Below are 15,823 nucleotides of genomic sequence, written 5' to 3' on the forward strand. Positions count from 1 at the left end.
GATGGGAATCACGCGTCGTAAGGCGATGACGATCGCGGGTGTCGGTGTTGCCGGCATCGCGGGAGCGGCTGCCGGCGCGACGGCCGTGCTGGCCGCTGACTCGGAACCCACGGTTCCGGTGTCGGCGGCCAGTGGTGCTGTCCCGTTCCACGGTGACCACCAGGCCGGCATCATCACGCCGGCCCAGGATCGGCTGCACTTCGTCGCCTTCGACGTGGTCACGAAGGACCGCGACCGGTTGGTGTCGATGCTCCAGGACTGGACGGCCGCGGCCGCCCGGATGACCCAGGGCCAGGACGCAGGCACGATCGGCGCGGTCAACGGGATACCGGAGGCGCCGCCGGACGACACCGGGGAGGCGCTCGACCTGCCGCCGGCCGGCCTGACGCTGACAGTCGGCTTCGGCCCGACGCTGTTCCGCGACGCGTCCGGTGTGGACCGCTTCGGCATCGCTGACAAGCGCCCCGCGGCCCTGGCCGACCTGCCGAAGTTCCCCGCCGACGCGCTCCAGCCGGAGATCTCCGGTGGCGACCTGTGCGTGCAGGCGTGCGCCAACGACCCGCAGGTGGCGGTGCACGCGATCCGCAACCTCGCCCGGATCGGCATGGGCGTGGTCAGCGTGCGCTGGTCGCAGCTCGGCTTCGGCCGCACCTCGTCGACGTCGCGCGACCAGGTCACCCCGCGCAACCTGTTCGGCTTCAAGGACGGCACGGCCAACCTCAAGGCCGAGGACACGGCGCTGCTCGACGAGCACCTGTGGGTCCGCGCGGGCGACGGAGCGTCCTGGATGGACGGTGGCTCCTACCTGGTGGCCCGGAAGATCCGGATGACCATCGAGACCTGGGACCGGACGTCGCTCGGCGAGCAGGAGGAGATCGTCGGCCGGGCCAAGGGCACCGGCGCGCCACTCGGCCAGCAGGACGAGTTCGACGAGCTGGACTTCACCCTCAAAGGCCCCGACGGCGAGCCGGCGATCGGCGAGGTCGCGCACGTGAAACTGGCCCACCACAGCCAGAACGGCGGCGCCCGGATTCTCCGCCGGGGCTACAACTTCGTCGATGGCTCCGACGGCCTCGGCCGGCTGAACGCGGGCCTGTTCTTCATCTCGTTCCAGCGCGACGCGCACAAGCAGTTCGTGCCGATCCAGCTCCAGCTAGCCCGGCACGACGTGATGAACGAGTACATCCGGCACGTGTCGAGCGCCCTGTTCGCCTGCCCGCCCGGTGTGGAGGACGGCGGCGACTACTGGGGCCGCGCGCTGTTCGGCTAAGCGTTAGCAAGGGTCCCTTCCTATGCGGAAAGCGTTAAGAAGGGGCCCTTCCTTAACTCGCACTTGCCGCCGCGGACGCCGCAGGGACGGGCCCGCCAGGGACCGGCCCGGTCTCTGGCGGGAGCGACGGTCGTGCCGCCGACGGACCCGAGTCCCGGTCGATGTCGAGGATCGACGCCTGTTCGGCCTTCGCCGCGTGTGCCGCCGCCGACCCGAACAGCATCACGTAGCCGATGAAGCCCAGCCAGGCGAGCGCTCCGATGGCGATTTTCAACGCGGGTGACATCGACGACGGCGTGACGAACGCTTCGATCACGCCGGACACCGCGAACAGGATCACGAGGCCGATCGCGACCAGCAGGCCCTCGCGGCCGGCGGCGGCCACCGACCGCGTGCGGGTCAGGTGCCGGGGCGGGCGGATCCAGGCGCCGGCGATCCGCAGGCCCACGCCGGCCGCCACGTAGACGCCGGTCAGCTCCAGCAGGCCGTGCGGCGTGATCAGGCTGAAGAACTGTTCCGCCTCGCCGTACTGGACCATCACGCCGCCGCTGAGGCCGATGTTGAGCGCGTTGTTCCACAGTAGCCAGAGGACCGGCAGGATCAGCACGCCGGCCGCCAGGCACTGCACCGACAGCCAGGCGTTGTGCGTCCACAGGGAGAACGCGAACGTCTGCGGCGAGTATTCGGAGTAGTAGGCGGCGAACTCCGTCTCGACCAGCCGGCGCGCGGCCTCGTCGCCGATCAGCGCGCTGGCCACCTCGGGATGACCGGCGGTGTAGAAGATGAGGAAGAAGGTCAGCGCGGTGAACACGGTGGCGACCGCGCACCACCACGGCCAGGCGCGGTACGCGGCGAGCGGGAACCCGACCGTGAAGAACCGGCCGACGTCGGCGAGCCGCATCCGGCGACCCGGCGAGATCGCCGCCCGGCTGGCCAGCACGAGCCGGGACAGGCGGGCGATCAGAGCCGGGTCGGGGGTACGGCTGCGCACCACCGACAGATGCGTCGCCGTGCGCTGGTAGAGCGTCACGAGCTCGTCGACCTCGACGGCGGCCAGCCGGCGCTTGCCGGAAAGATATTCCAGCTTGCGCCACTCGGCATCGTGCTCGGCTACGTAGGCGTCGAGATCCACGCGCTCATAGTGTTCACTGTGCGGGTGACCGCGCAACCTCTCTCGTCCGACCGGGTCGTTACCGGCGAGGCCGTGGAGCTCGAGGTGCGCGCCGCCAGGGCCGGTTCGCGGGTCACCGCCCTGCTCATCGACCTGATCGTCATCCTGGCGCTGGGCCTCGTGCTGTTCGTGATCGTGTCGGCGTTCCTGTCCACGATTCCGACCGAGCTCGACAACGCCACCATCCAGGGCATCACGGTGGTCGGCACCGTGCTGTTGCTGGTCGGCTACCCGGTCACCTGCGAGACCGTCTTCCGTGGCCGCACGCTCGGCAAGGCCGCGCTGGGCCTGCGGGTGGTCCGCGACGACGGTGGCCCGGTGCGGCTGCGGCACGCCCTGACCCGCAGCCTGGTCGGCGTCGCCACCGAGTGGCCGGGCGTGCTGCTGCCGCCGGTGACCTGGATCGCGGCACTGGCGACGATGCTGGGCAACCCGCGCGGCAAGCGCCTCGGCGACCTGGTCGCCGGCACCATGGTGATCCACGAGCGCACGCCGGCGGGTTGGGGCTGGGTGCCCGGCATGCCGCCCCGGCTGGCCGAGTGGGCGCTGACCCTCGACCTCACCGGCGTCTCCGACGAGCTCGCGCTGGCCGTCCGGCACTTCCTGGCCCGTGGTCGCGAGCTACGCGAGCCGGCCCGCACCGAGCTCGGGCGCACGCTGGCCGCCGAGGTCGCCGCGGTGACCACCCCACCGCCCCCGCCGGACGTGCCGGGCTGGGCCTACCTGGCCGCGGTGATCGCCGAGCGGCACCGGCGGGCCCGGCTGCGGCTCGCCCGGGCGCGCGCGGTGAGCGCGGCGATCTGGCCGGACCTGGTACCCAAAGCCGCCCCTGCCCCGGTGGATCCATTGGTGCGCCCAGGCGTGCCCTACTCCGACGACACGCCACCGCTGGCGTGGCCGGTGACAGCGCACCAACCCCGGCCTTTCTAGAGCCGGGCCAGCGCCTTGAGGGTCAGGTACGCGTCGGCGACCGCGCCCGCGAACTCGGTGGCGGGTGCGTCGACCACCTCGACACCGCCGCGCCGCAGCGCCGCCGCGACCCGGGCGCGTTCGGACAGCGCCCGGTGGCCGGCCGCCGCCGCGTAGACGTCGGCCGCCGTGGCCGGCTCGCGGGTCGTCAGGTCGCGCAGCACCGGGTCGTGCGTGGCCGCCACGACGACCTTGTGCCGGGCGACCAGCCTCGGCAGCACCGGCAGCAGGCCCTCGCCCAGCGCGCCCGGCTCCAGCGCGGTGAACAGCACGATCAGCGCGCGCTTGCGTTCCCGCCGCAGCACCTCGCCGACGACGAGCTCGAAGTCGGTCTCGACCAGCGCCGGTTGCAGCGGCGCGAGCGCGTTGACCAACTTGGCCAGCAACACCTGGCGGCCGGCGCCGGAGACCGACGCGCGCACCGCGGTGTCGACGGCCAGCAGGTCGACCTGGTCGCCGGCGCGGGCCGCGAGGGAGGCCAGCAGCAGGGCCGCGTCCATCGCGGCGTCCAGCCGGGGCTCGTCGCCGATCCGGACGGCCGAGGTGCGGCCGGTGTCGAGCACGCACACCACGCGGCGGTCGCGTTCCGGTCGCCAGGTGCGGACCATCACGTCGGACCGGCGGGCGCTGGCCCGCCAGTCGATCGACCGGACGTCGTCGCCGATCACGTACTCCCGCAGCGCGTCGAACTCGGTGCCCTGGCCCCGGCCGCGGGTCACGATGGTGCCGTCGAGCACCCGCAGGCGCGCGGTCTTCTCCGGCAGCAGTACGCGGGACGTGAAGCGCGGCAACACGCGCAGGCGCCAGGGCGGGGTGGCCGGGTGTTCACGACGCTGCCGGAACGCGAGGCCCAGCGGGCCGTGCGAGCGCACAGTGACCCCGATCGCGGGTCGGTCACCCCGGCGGGTCGGGGTCAGCTCGGCCGCCAGCGTCACGCTGGTGCCCGCCGGCACCTCTACGCGTCCCCGCGGGGTCACCGCGCCGGCCGAGGGCACCCAGGCGTCGCGGACGTCGGCGCGGAGCGTACGCGTGCCGTTGTTGCGCACCCGCAGCCGGACGGTGGCGGACTGGCCGAGCCGGACCGCGGAGTCACCGTCGCGGGCCAGGACGAGGTCCCGGAGCGCCGCGGCGAGCACGAAGTCCACAGCGGACAGTGCCAGGACGACACAGCCGGCGACCGCGGCGGCCCACCACGGCGCCGCCCACAGCGGCATGGTGAGCGCGGCGAGGCCGAGCAGCAGGGCGGTCCGCCAGGTGACCATGGTCAGCGCGGGGTCGGCACGGTGCCGAGCACCGCGTCGAGGATCTGGTCGACGGTGACGCCCTCGAGCTCGGCCTCGGGGCGCAGCCGCACCCGGTGCCGCAGCGTCGACCGGGTGACGGCCTTGACGTCGTCGGGCGTCACGTATTCCCGGCCGGAGATCCACGCCCAGGCCTTGGCCGCGGCGAGCAGCCCGGTGGCGCCACGCGGTGACGCGCCCAGTTCCAGCGAGGGGGAGACCCGGGTGGCCCGGCACAGGTCGACGACGTAGCCGAGCACCATGTCGACCACCCCGACCCGGCCGACCGCCTCGCGCGCGGCGGCCAGATCGGCCGCGGTGGCCACCGGCCGGATCCCCGCAGCGGACAGGTCGCGCGGGTTGAAGCCCTGGTTGTGCGCGCGCAGCACGCCGAGCTCCTCGTCGCGGGTGGGCAGCGGGACGGCGAGCTTGAGCAGGAAGCGGTCGAGCTGGGCCTCGGGCAGCGGATAGGTGCCCTCGTACTCGATCGGGTTCTGGGTCGCGATCACCAGGAACGGCTCCGGCAGCGGCCGAGGCACGCCTTCGACCGACACCTGGCGCTCCTCCATGACCTCCAGCAGCGCCGACTGGGTCTTCGGCGGCGTCCGGTTGATCTCGTCGGCCAGCAGCAGGTTGGTGAACACCGGACCCCGACGGAAGGTGAACGCGGCACCGTGCGGGTCGTAGACCAGCGAGCCGGTCACGTCGCCGGGCATCAGGTCGGGGGTGAACTGGAGCCGCTTCATGTCGAGGTCCAGCGCCGCCGCGAAAGACCGCACCAACAGGGTCTTCGCTACCCCGGGTACGCCTTCGAGCAGCACGTGGCCGCGGCAGAGCAGGCCGATCAGCAACCCGGTGACGACCGCGTCCTGCCCGACCACCGCCTTGGCGACCTCGGCGCGCAGCCGGTGCAGGGCCACCCGGGGATCGGTCTCGGCGGTCGGTCCGGCGGCGAGGGTCACCGTGGTTCTCCTTGGTCAGGCCCGGCGCTGCCGGGCTGTGTGTCGCGGGACTGCCCCGCGGGTACGACGCCGCCGACCTCGTCGGCCAGGGTGTGCAGACCCCGGGCCAGGTCGAGAAGCTCGTCGTCGTGCGCCGGAATGCGGCCGTAGAGCAGCCCGTCGACCTGGGCCGGGTCGCGCCCGGTGCGTGCGGCGACGGCGGCGACCACGTCGGCCGGGGTGTGTTCGCTGTCGAGCCCGAGGGCCGGCTCGATCCGCTTGCGCGCGGCGTGGCGGAGCACTTCGGCGGCCGGGCCGCGGGCCTTGGCGCGCTGGTAGAGCCGGCCGCGACCGAGCACCGTCTCGCCGGAGCGGACCTCCACCGGCAGCGGCTCGGTGACCGCGGGGCCGAGTCGGCGACCGGCCCAGAGGAGCAGCAGGAGCAGCGCGGCGGCCAGGGTGGCCAGCATCGCCCAGACCCACGGCGGGAACGCGTCGGTGATCGAGGCGCTGTCGCCGTCGCCCTCGCCGCTGCTGCGCCGGTCGCCGGGCGAGCCGTTCCCGTCGCGGGCCGGCGGCGCGGTGAACTGGTCCTGCGGTTCGGCCGTCGGCGGTTCGTAGGTCTCCTGCTCGGACGGGTCCGGTGTGTAGGTCGGCTTCGGCTCTTTCGGCGGCAACCACGGCTCGTGCAGGTCGAGCCAGACGAGTTTGGGCCGGGTCGACAGCAGGCCCGAGGCGAAGGTGCGGTTGGCGTGCTCGTCGAGGCGTCCGTTCAGGAACGGGTCGGCCGCGCCGACCACCACGACTTCCTGCGGGTAGCCGAACCGCAGCACGCCCCGGTCGTAGCACGCGTCGTAGCCGCCGTTGAACGTCTCTTCGACCACGTAGGACTGGCGCCGGGCCGCCGCGGCGCCCGCCCCGGCGATGCCCGGGATCGCACAGCCGTCGGAGGCAACAGGGGCTGTCGCCCACCGGCGCTGTCCACGCAGCAGCGGCACGTCGGCGCCGCGCAGCGTCCGTGCCGGCGGGTCGACCAGCACCACCCGGGTGCTCGCCGGAAGCGACCGCAGCGCGTTCACGCTCTGCGCGTCGAGGAACTCGGCGGCGGGCACGAACAGGGTCGCGCCACCGGCGTCGGTGAGCGCGGCGCGCGGGTCGGTGTGCCGCACCACGGTGATGCCCTGGCCCCGCAGCGCGTCGGCCAGCCGGGCCGAGCCGATCGCCGCGTCGCTGACCGGGGAGAGGAAGTCCTCGTCGCCGGTGTCGGGGGTGTCGACGGCGCGGGTGACCAGCGTGGCGACCAGCAGCAGCAGGACCACGCCGAAGGGGATCAAGGTGCGCCGGCCGCGCCGCCAACCTCGGCGCAGCGCCGCACGCCGGCCACCGGCCCGGGTCGTGGTGGTCATGACCCACCCCGCCGGCTCGCGGGCACCCGGCCGCCGGACACCGCCCGGTCCACCTCCGCCGCGAGCCGCTTCATGGTGGTGTCGTCGTCCTCGTTGGCCGCCTTCTCGCCGTACCAGATGTCGGAGAAGACCGTGCCGGCCGCAGCTAGCGGCTGGTCGGTGGCCGGCGCGTTCCGGCCGGCGGCGGACGCCAGCTCGGTGACCGTCCATCCTGGATGGTGCTCGATCACCTTGCGGTCGACCAGCAACCGGACCACCGCCCGCAGCCGTTCGCGGACGGCCTCCGCCCACTGGCCCTGCGCGGCGAACCGGTCCGCGCGGGAGACGAAGGTCGCCGCCGGCAGGTCCGGCAGGGCGTCCGGCTCGGCGTCGTCGAGCAGCGGCTCGACGGTCGTCTCGGGCTCGGCGGTGGGCCGCCTGCGACGGAACCGCAGTTGGGGCCGGCGCAGGCGCGACCAGTGCGACCAGAGCAGGGCTATCGCCGTGGCGAGGACCACCAGGATGAGCAGGAGCCAGCCGAGCCCGAGGACGTCGCTGACCGCCGCCGCCGTCTCGGTCCACCAGCGGGCGAAGCCGCTCATCGGCGCACCGCCAGCGGGTCGGCGGCGGGACCGTGGCCACGGCTGAGCGCGATGTCCAGCCCCTCGGTGCGGAACCGGGTCTCCAGGTGCAGGGTCGCGGCCAGGCAGGCGAGGGCGGCGTAGGCCAGCGTGTTGACCGCGACCCGCATCGCGGTGAGCAGCACGCCGAGCGCCTCCGACGGCAGTGGCACGAGCTGGGCGAGGAAGTTGCCGCCGGCGGTGCCGACCAGGAGCCGGATGAGCCACCAGGTGAGGTACGCGAGGAGCAGGACCCACACGCCGCGGGCGCCCGACCGGCCGGCCAGCACGGCGCCCCGCCCGATCGCCCGGAACGGGTTGACCCGGTCCGTCACCAGGACCGGCACGGTCAGCGCGCAGAACCCGAAGCCGATCGCCCACGCCGGCCCGGCGAACGAGACGGTCGCGACGGCCAGGCCGGCGAACAGCGCCAGGAAGAGGGTGGCGATCGGGCGCAGACCCCGCGGGTCGAGCACGGCCCGGTTGTCGAGCGGCCGGCCCAGCAGGAGGGCCCCGGCGGCGCGGGCCGCCGGCGCGGCGACCAGCGCGATGATCAGCGCCTCGCAGCCGGCGCCGACGCAGAGGGTCGTCCAGAGCGGGCCGAAGTTGTGGTCCACGGACCGGAACGGGTCGAGCAGGTCGAGGCCGACCCAGGCGCGCAGCGGACCCAGCAGCCACTGCTCACCCACGGCCAGGACCGCCGCCAGCGGCAACAGCGCGGCCGCGTGCCCGCGCAGCACCAGGAGGGCGGCGTCCAGCAGCTCGCCCATCGTGAGAGGGCGCCGGGGGATGGCGGACGTGTCCAGGGTCGACTCCGGGAGGCTGCGTGGGATAGCGGTCATCGTGGCATGGCGCATGTCACGCCCGAGGACCGGATCAGAGGATATTGCGCACCTGGTGGCCCGGATCAGCGCTCAACGACCGAATTGTGGGGACCGATCACCGGGTCAGCGCGGATATTCCCCCGGCCGGCCGGTCACACCGCGATGAACGCAGATGGAATATTGGTGCCATGAGAGCCCGGGTTCTGGTGGTGGACGACGATCCCGCGTTGGCGGAGATGCTCGGCATCGTGCTGCGCAGCGAGGGGTTCCTGCCCTCGTTCGTGGCCGACGGTGAGCGTGCCCTGTCCGCGTTCCGTGACAACCGACCCGACATCGTGCTGCTCGACCTGATGCTCCCCGGCATGAGCGGCATCGACGTGGCCCGGTCGATCCGGTCGGAGTCCGGCGTCCCGATCGTGATGCTGACCGCCAAGAGCGACACCGTCGACGTGGTCCTCGGGCTCGAGTCCGGCGCCGACGACTACGTGGTCAAGCCGTTCAAGCCCAAGGAGCTCGTGGCCCGGATGCGGGCCCGGCTGCGCCGGGGCGAAGACGCGGCGCCCGAGATGTTGACCATCGGCCCGCCCGGCAACCAGATCACCATCGACGTGCCGGCGCACACGGTCACCCGCGACAACGAAGAGGTCAAGCTGACCCCGTTGGAGTTCGACCTGCTGGTCGCGCTGGCCCGCAAGCCGCGGCAGGTGTTCACCCGCGAGGTGCTGCTGGAGCAGGTCTGGGGCTACCGGCACGCGGCCGACACCCGCCTGGTCAACGTGCACGTCCAGCGACTGCGCGCCAAGATCGAGCCCGACCCCGAGCGGCCGGAGATCATCCTCACTGTGCGTGGTGTCGGCTACAAGGCCGGCACCGGATAATCTGGGTTTCGCTGTGAGCAGAGCGTCACTGGACGAAGTCTTCCGAACGGCCCGGGCGCGTGCCCGGGCCCTTTGGGGTCTCGTCGTCCGGCAGGTGACGCTCTTCCTGGTGACGATCGAGCACACCTGGCGCCGCTCGCTGCAGGTCCGGGTCGTCACTCTGACCCTCGTGGTCTCCAGCCTGCTGGTCGCCGTCTTCGCCTACGTCGTGGCCTACCGCAGCTCGACGATCCTGCTCGACCGGGCCAAGCAGAGCGTCGACGCCCAGCTCGACAGCGGCCAGGCCTTCGCCCGCGAGCAGCTCATCGTGTTCGGCAAGCCCTACGAGCCCAACGTGCGGGGCACCCTCCAGGACATCGTCTCCAACCTCGCCGGCGGTGACTCGCAGGACCCGAGCTCGGGGCTGGTCGTGGTGCGGGCCGACAACGTCAACGAGATCACCGCCGTGCAGTCCCGCCCGGGCGACATCTCCGGTGTGCTCGGCGGCGACATCACCCGAGTGGTCCGCGACGGCGGCCGGGCGACCGCCATCCGCTCCGGCAACCTCGGTGCCGGGCAGGTGAAATACCTGGTCAAGGGCACGCCGGTCAGCACCAAGTTCGGCCAGGTGGAGCTCTACTACATCGAGCCGTTGACCACCCAGGACTCGGCGGCGACCCAGATCAACGCCACCGTGCTGGCCACCGGCGCCACGCTGGTGCTGCTGCTCGGCCTGCTCTCCGCGCTCGTCACGCGACTGGTCGTCCGGCCCGTCCGGGTGGCCGCGCGCACGGCGCAGCGGCTCTCCGCCGGCCTGCTCGACCAACGGATGGTGGTCTCCGGCGAAGACGACCTCGCGTTGCTCGCCGCCTCCTTCAACCAGATGGCCGCCAACTTGCAGCGCCAGATCGTCCGGCTGGAAGACATGTCCCGCCTGCAACGCCGGTTCACGTCCGACGTCTCGCACGAGCTGCGCACGCCGCTGACCACCGTCCGGATGGCGGCCGACCTGATCTTCGCCGAGCGCGAGCGCTTCCCGGCCGACGTGTCCCGCACCGCCGAGATCCTGCAGACCGAGCTCGACCGGTTCGAGAGCCTGCTCACCGACCTGCTGGAGATCAGCCGCTACGACGCCGGCTTCGCCATGCTCGACGCCGAGCCCACCGACCTGGTGCCGATCGTGCACCGCGCGGTCGAACCCCTGCGCGCGCTGGCCGAACGGTGCGGGGTCGAGCTCCGCGTCGACGTGCCGGACAGCCCGGTGATCGTCGAGGCCGACCCGCGCCGGGTCGAGCGGATCCTGCGCAACCTGGTCGGCAACGCCGTCGAGCACGCCGAGGGCCGACCGGTCGTGGTGCGGTTGGTGTCCGACGGTGTGGCGGCGGCGGTCGCGGTGCGCGACCACGGCCTCGGGCTCAAGCCGGGCGAGGAGAAGTTGGTCTTCAACCGGTTCTGGCGGGCCGACCCGTCGCGGGCCAGGCAGACCGGCGGCACCGGGCTCGGCCTGTCGATCAGCCTCGAAGACGCCCGCCTGCACGGCGGTTGGCTGGAGGCCTGGGGCGCGCCCGGTCAGGGCGCCCAGTTCCGGCTGACCCTCCCGGTGCGGGCCGGCGACCGGCTCGCCGGCTCGCCGGTGCGGCTGGTGCCCGAAGACGCCGACGTCCCCGCGGTGGCGGCGCCTCCGCAGCCCCGCGCGATCACCCAGGCCCCGGCGGAGGTGGCACCGTGATCCGCAGGATCGGCGCGCTGGTCGCCGCCGTTGGCCTGTCCGCCGGCCTGGTCGCCGGGTGCGGGATACCCGACCACACCGACGTCCAGGTCGACCAGGCCGGGCCGGTGGCCGGCTCGGACCAACAGGCCGCCAGCGCACAGCCGCCCAGCGGCCGGCTGACGGCGGGCACCCCCAAGGATTTCGTCCGCAACTTCCTCCGCGCCGCGGCGGGCGAGTTCGACCCGGGCGGCAAGACCAGCCAACGCCTCCAGGACTACGTGGCCGGCGACGCCACTCGCAACTTCACGCTCAAGGACGCGGTCACGGTGGTACGGGTCGGCGACATCAAGGTCGCCGAGGACAACGTCCACGTCCACGTCGACGTCGAACAGGTCGGCACGCTCAACTCCGCCGGCGTGCTCCTCGCGCCGACCTCGACCGCCAAGGGCTACGACCTGCAGATCCGGGCCGAGTCCGGCGCCGGCGGCGGCTGGCGCGTCGTCAAGGGGCCCAGCGAGGTTCTGCTCGACGTCGAGGCGCTCCAGCTCTACTACACCGAGCGCACGGTCTACTTCTGGAACACCGACCGCACCGCGCTGTTGCCCGACCTGCGCTGGCTGCCCAGCGAGGTCCCGCTGTCCCGGGTGCCGACCGAGCTGCTGGCGATGATCGAAGGCGGTCCGTCGCCGTGGCTCGAAGGGGTGGCGGAGGGGCTGCCGAAGGACAGCAAGCTGCTGATCAACGCGCCCCTGGTCAACGGCCAGCTCACGATGAACTGGTCGCCGACCGCGATCGACAACGACGCCAACGGCGACTATCTCGTGCGGCAGGTGGCCTGGACGGTGAGCGAGCTCGGCGCGGAGTCGCTACAGCTCAAGATCAACGGCCAGCTCGAGGACACGTACCCGGTGCGAGACCTGATCAATCGCACGCCGTACCCGATCGGGCTCCAGGCGCACGCGTACGCGGTGCTCGACCACAAGGTCCGGGCGTTGAGCGCGCCGGTCGGCACGGCGGCACCCGTCCCACTCGCCGACGCCGTCAACAAGGACGTGCAGTGGGCCGCCTTCAACCGGAACTCCAGCGGGATGGACGCGGCCGTCGTCACGCCGGCCTCCGACCTGCGCGTGGGTTCGGGCACCGGCGACATCCCGGTCGAGGCGCTCGCCACCGTGCCGGGCGTCAAGCCGACGGCCGCCCCCGTCTGGCTGCCCCGGTCCCGGACGGGCCTGGTGCCCACCGCGAACGGGCGGCTCTACAGGTTCGGCCCGGACCGCAAGGCGGCGTTGGTCTCGGTGAAGGGCCTCAAGGACATCACCGCGGTGGCGGCCGCGATCGACGGGCAACGGATCGCGCTGATCGCCGACGGGCGCCTCTACGTCGTGCCCGTTTCGGTCATGCAGGACGGCGAGGTGGTCTTCGGTGACCCGCGGCAACTGGACCCGCAGCTCGCAGACCTGAGAGCGGTCGCCTGGAGTGGCGAGACCGCCGTGTCGGTGAGCGGCAAGGACGCGGACCGCATGGCGATCGTCGACGTCAGCGTCGACGGCGTGCGGCGCACCCCGCGGATCTACGACGGCGAGGGGCCGATCACCATGATCGCCGCCTACCCGGAGATCAAGGTGCTCGACCGCTCCACCACGATGCTCTATCAGGCCGAAAACTCTGCCTGGCTGGCCGCGGGCACGTCGACGCAGGTGGAGCGTTCGATGGTCGACGGCGCACCACCCTCCGCCTCGCCAGGCCCTGGCGGCGAGAGCCAGCCGACCGCGCCGTTCTTCGTCTACTAGAACCGTGGTCCTCGCCGCGCTCGCCGACCTGGTGCTGCCGGCCGAGTGCGCGGGCTGCGCGAGCGCGCACGTGCCGCTGCGCCAGGGCACCTGCGTGTCCTGCGCCGCCACCCTCGCCGCGCTGCGCCCGCGGGTGGTCCGCCCTGACCCGGCTCCACCCGGCCTGCCGGCCTGTGTCGCGGCCGGCGAGTACGCCGGCCCGCTGCGTGAAGCCCTGCTCGCCTACAAGGAGCGCGGCCGCGTCTCGCTGGCGGCCCCACTGAGCGCCCTGCTCGCCGAGTCCGTCGCCGCCGCCGCCGGTGGCGCCCGCCGCCCGGTCCTGCTGGTGCCGGTGCCGTCGACCACGGCCGCCGTCCGGGAACGACACGGCGACCACGTCCGCCGCCTCGCCGACCGCGCCGCGAAGACGTTGGGCCGGGCGGGTTGGCCTACCGTCGTGGCACAACCGGTGCGCGCGTTGCCGAAACCGGACGCCACTCACCTCGACAGTGCGCAGCGGGCAATTGCCGCGGCGGCAGCCTTCGGGCTCAGGTCGGCCCGACACACCAGCGCCGCCGCACGGGCCGCGCACGGTCGCGCGGTGGTCGTGGTCGACGACATCGTCACGACCGGCGCCACGCTCGCCGCGTTGACGGCGTTGCTCGCGCGGGCCGAGATTGCCGTCGACGCGGCCGCTCTTATCGCAGCGACACGCAAGCGTCACCCTCAGTAGATCCGTTTTCACCCGATCGCGCCCACTGGGCGAAACTTCTCCGAACCCCCCGGTTGACAGGGGGTGACTGGGACGCCGAGCGGCGTTAGCGTGAAGTTCACCGGGGTAGGACTGTGGTCCAAGCCCCGAGGGGGACCCGCATCCGAAAGGAGGCGCACCGTTCGGTCGGTCGACGCCCAGGGTCAAGACGCGCGGCGTAGCCGGCCATTCATTCACCACCGCATCAGCACAGATCGTTGTGGGAGGTAACGCGTGGACATCGTCGTCAAGGGCCGAAACGTTGAGGTGCCCGATCATTTCCGGATCCATGTCGCCGACAAACTGGCGAAGGTCGAGCGATACGACCAGAAGTTGATCCGGGTCGACGTCGAGCTATTCCACGAACGCAACCCGCGTCAGACGGACCACTGCCAACGGGTGGAGATCACCTGCGCGTCCCGTGGGCCCGTGGTCCGCGCCGAGGCTTGCGCATCCGACTTCTATGCCGCCCTCGACCTGGCCATCACCCGGCTCGACAGCCGGCTGCGCCGGGCGGCCGACCGGCGTCGCGTGCATCGGGGTCGCACGCCCGTCTCCGTGGCCGAGCACACCGCCTCGCTGCCCTCGGCGACGGCACCGGTCGTTCCCAGCGCGCGGCGGAGCACCGCGGTGCTCGAGGACCCGGCCGACCGGTACGCCGTGCTCAACCAGGACGAGCAGGACGACCAGCCCTGGCACGTCGCGCGGGTGAAGGAGCACCCGGGTGAGCCGATGACCGTCGACGACGCGCTCTTCCAGATGGAGCTCGTCGGGCACGACTTCTATCTCTTCAACGACAAGGAAAGCGGCCAGCCGAGCGTCGTGTACCGCCGTAAGGGCTACGACTACGGGATCATCTCGCTACAGGTGTGAGCCGATCGTGTGAGGGACGAAGTGGGCGTCGTTGCGGGTGATCAGCCCGTCGACGCCCACTCCCTCACGGATCCCCAGACCGGCCGGCTCGCCGTCGACCATCCAGACGCCGAGCACCGGATGGCAGTCGCCTTCCGCACCCGGAAATGACGGCAGCTCGCGCAGCTCCTGATAGACGAAGCCCTCACGCCCGTATTCGCCGGCGTTGGCGACCAGCGGCACGTTGTCGCGGACCAGCTCGACGTTGGCACCCTCGCGGGACCAGATCGGCTTCTTCGCGTACGACGTCATCGTGGCGGGTTTTTCGAAGTAGGCCGGCAGCAACAACTCGCCCTCCGGCTTGTCGCCGAACAGCTCCCAGAGCACCGGCAGCAGGCCCTTGTTGGACCACAGCGCCGCGGTCCACGGCGGCTCGATCCAGACGGTGCCGCGCTTGGTCGGGTCGGCCATGTTCCGGAAGATCGGCCGGCCGCCCTCCTCGTTCCAGAGCCATTCCCACGGGTAGAGAATGAAGATCACGTCGATCTGCGGGCCGACCTCGAACTGCCCCTGCTGGAACCGGACGCTGCCGTCGACCTGGTCGACGCCGATCTGGCTCATCGCGATCAGCTCGGTGGGAAAGCCGGCCTGGGTCGCCGTCTCCATCAGGTAGGCCACGTTCATCCGGTCTTCGCCGGAGGTCTCGCTGGTCTCGTACGCGAAGTAGATGGTCGGCCGCTCGGGCAGCCACGGGCGCGCCGCGCGTAGCTCGGCCATGTTGCGCCGCCACGCCTCGACGAGCCCCTCGTGCACCCCGTTCCACTGCCGCTCGTGGTGGTGCGTCTGGCCGGTCTGCTCCAGCCACGACCACTGGATCACCGCGCTCTCCAGCAGGGCGGTCGGCGTCTGCGCGTTGAACTCGAGCAACTTCGGCGTGCTGCCCTTGCCCGCGTACCAGAGGTCGAACCGTCCGTAGACACTCGGCGAGTAGTCCGGAGTCTGCGGCGCGTGCGTGTGGGCGCCGAACAGGTCCTTGTCGGCGTGCGTCCAGGCGTCCTTGTCGCCGTCGAACCAGGTGCGGATCACCTGCTCGTGCGCGTATTCCGGAACGCCGATCTTCGCCAGCAGGCAGGTGTCCGGCCAGCACTCGGCGGACAGGTAGGACTCCCGGCGCACAGTGCGGTCCCGGCGCGGGCAACCGGCGACGATGTGGTCGCCGGCCGCGACACACATCCGGTGCAGGGTGGCCGCCGCCTGCTCGAGCGCCAGGATCTCGTCGAGGTCGAAGTCGTAGAACGGACCCTCCCGCCAGTACGAGAGGACCCGCCCGTCGGCCAGGGGAGTGGCGTTGTAGGTCAGCCCGAGCGACGCGTTCGTCTGCTCCCAGCCTTGCCGCTGAACACCATGCGCGACCCGTCGCACC

General features: G+C 72.3%; 14 protein-coding genes. 7 read left to right on the forward strand and 7 right to left on the reverse strand.

Going from position 1 to position 15,823, the window contains the following annotated elements:
- Position 1 precedes the first annotated feature (1 nt).
- Positions 2–1,270 (forward strand): iron uptake transporter deferrochelatase/peroxidase subunit, encoded by a 1,269-nt coding sequence (gene efeB / locus BLV39_RS06660; RefSeq protein ID WP_090788418.1) that lies wholly within the window; start codon positions 2–4, stop codon positions 1,268–1,270.
- Between the two features lie 52 nt (positions 1,271–1,322).
- Here the strand turns inward: efeB and BLV39_RS06665 are convergent, their stop codons facing one another.
- On the reverse strand, positions 1,323–2,402 hold the full coding sequence (locus BLV39_RS06665) for a stage II sporulation protein M (RefSeq protein ID WP_090788420.1): 1,080 nt from the start codon (positions 2,400–2,402) through the stop codon (positions 1,323–1,325).
- A gap of 24 nt (positions 2,403–2,426) precedes the next feature.
- On the opposite strand from BLV39_RS06665, the gene BLV39_RS06670 reads away from it, so the two are divergent.
- Positions 2,427–3,371, forward strand: coding sequence for an RDD family protein (locus tag BLV39_RS06670; RefSeq protein WP_090791219.1), 945 nt, complete (start codon positions 2,427–2,429; stop codon positions 3,369–3,371).
- Here BLV39_RS06670 and BLV39_RS06675 read toward each other — a convergent pair.
- The 5 genes from BLV39_RS06675 to BLV39_RS06695 are packed head-to-tail and all read right to left on the reverse strand — an operon-like array spanning position 3,368 to position 8,478.
- Positions 3,368–4,672, reverse strand: a complete 1,305-nt coding sequence (locus BLV39_RS06675; RefSeq protein WP_090788423.1) for a DUF58 domain-containing protein — start codon at positions 4,670–4,672, stop codon at positions 3,368–3,370. The two genes, BLV39_RS06670 and BLV39_RS06675, sit on opposite strands and share 4 nt — an antisense overlap.
- Before the next feature lie 2 nt (positions 4,673–4,674).
- A complete protein-coding gene (locus BLV39_RS06680) occupies positions 4,675–5,652 on the reverse strand; it encodes an AAA family ATPase (RefSeq protein ID WP_090788425.1) in 978 nt (325 codons plus the stop codon).
- A complete protein-coding gene (locus tag BLV39_RS06685) occupies positions 5,649–7,037 on the reverse strand; it encodes a DUF4350 domain-containing protein (RefSeq protein ID WP_090788426.1) in 1,389 nt (462 codons plus the stop codon). Before BLV39_RS06685 ends, BLV39_RS06680 begins: the two co-directional genes overlap by 4 nt.
- Entirely contained in the window at positions 7,034–7,618 is a 585-nt protein-coding gene (locus tag BLV39_RS06690; RefSeq protein ID WP_090788428.1) for a DUF4129 domain-containing protein, read from the reverse strand. Before BLV39_RS06690 ends, BLV39_RS06685 begins: the two co-directional genes overlap by 4 nt.
- On the reverse strand, positions 7,615–8,478 hold the full coding sequence (locus BLV39_RS06695; protein WP_090788430.1) for a hypothetical protein: 864 nt from the start codon (positions 8,476–8,478) through the stop codon (positions 7,615–7,617). The genes BLV39_RS06690 and BLV39_RS06695 overlap by 4 nt, the downstream gene beginning before the upstream one ends.
- Positions 8,479–8,648: 170 nt before the next feature.
- Between BLV39_RS06695 and mtrA the strand changes: the two genes are divergently transcribed.
- The 5 genes from mtrA to hpf all read left to right on the forward strand — a co-directional run bounded on the left by mtrA (position 8,649) and on the right by hpf (position 14,421).
- Entirely contained in the window at positions 8,649–9,338 is a 690-nt protein-coding gene (mtrA, locus tag BLV39_RS06700) for an MtrAB system response regulator MtrA (RefSeq protein WP_089245388.1), read from the forward strand.
- A gap of 13 nt (positions 9,339–9,351) precedes the next feature.
- Positions 9,352–11,046: an MtrAB system histidine kinase MtrB gene (gene mtrB, locus BLV39_RS06705; protein ID WP_143049659.1), complete on the forward strand. Its 1,695-nt coding sequence runs from the start codon at positions 9,352–9,354 to the stop codon at positions 11,044–11,046.
- Entirely contained in the window at positions 11,043–12,818 is a 1,776-nt protein-coding gene (locus BLV39_RS06710) for an LpqB family beta-propeller domain-containing protein (protein ID WP_090788432.1), read from the forward strand. The genes mtrB and BLV39_RS06710 overlap by 4 nt, the downstream gene beginning before the upstream one ends.
- Positions 12,819–12,822: 4 nt before the next feature.
- A complete protein-coding gene (locus BLV39_RS06715) occupies positions 12,823–13,530 on the forward strand; it encodes a phosphoribosyltransferase family protein (RefSeq protein WP_090788434.1) in 708 nt (235 codons plus the stop codon).
- Positions 13,531–13,782: 252 nt separating this feature from the next.
- The gene (gene hpf / locus BLV39_RS06720; protein ID WP_090788436.1) at positions 13,783–14,421 is read left to right on the forward strand and encodes a ribosome hibernation-promoting factor, HPF/YfiA family; all 639 of its coding nucleotides are present in this window, start codon (positions 13,783–13,785) and stop codon (positions 14,419–14,421) included.
- Here the strand turns inward: hpf and BLV39_RS06725 are convergent.
- Positions 14,410–15,822, reverse strand: coding sequence for a glutathionylspermidine synthase family protein (locus BLV39_RS06725; RefSeq protein WP_090788438.1), 1,413 nt, complete (start codon positions 15,820–15,822; stop codon positions 14,410–14,412). The two genes, hpf and BLV39_RS06725, sit on opposite strands and share 12 nt — an antisense overlap.
- Position 15,823 lies beyond the last annotated feature (1 nt).

Origin of the sequence: Asanoa ishikariensis (assembly GCF_900107455.1) — a bacterium.
Classification (GTDB): domain Bacteria; phylum Actinomycetota; class Actinomycetes; order Mycobacteriales; family Micromonosporaceae; genus Asanoa; species Asanoa ishikariensis.

Excerpts from the sequence above, each read along its gene's own strand:
- efeB (WP_090788418.1), top strand. The coding sequence starts at position 2 with ATGGGAATCACGCGTCGTAAGGCGATGACGATCGCGGGTGTCGGTGTT.
- BLV39_RS06675 (WP_090788423.1), bottom strand. The coding sequence starts at position 4,672 with ATGGTCACCTGGCGGACCGCCCTGCTGCTCGGCCTCGCCGCGCTCACC.
- BLV39_RS06685 (WP_090788426.1), bottom strand. The coding sequence starts at position 7,037 with ATGACCACCACGACCCGGGCCGGTGGCCGGCGTGCGGCGCTGCGCCGA.
- BLV39_RS06690 (WP_090788428.1), bottom strand. The coding sequence starts at position 7,618 with ATGAGCGGCTTCGCCCGCTGGTGGACCGAGACGGCGGCGGCGGTCAGC.
- BLV39_RS06695 (WP_090788430.1), bottom strand. The coding sequence starts at position 8,478 with ATGACCGCTATCCCACGCAGCCTCCCGGAGTCGACCCTGGACACGTCC.
- mtrA (WP_089245388.1), top strand. The coding sequence starts at position 8,649 with ATGAGAGCCCGGGTTCTGGTGGTGGACGACGATCCCGCGTTGGCGGAG.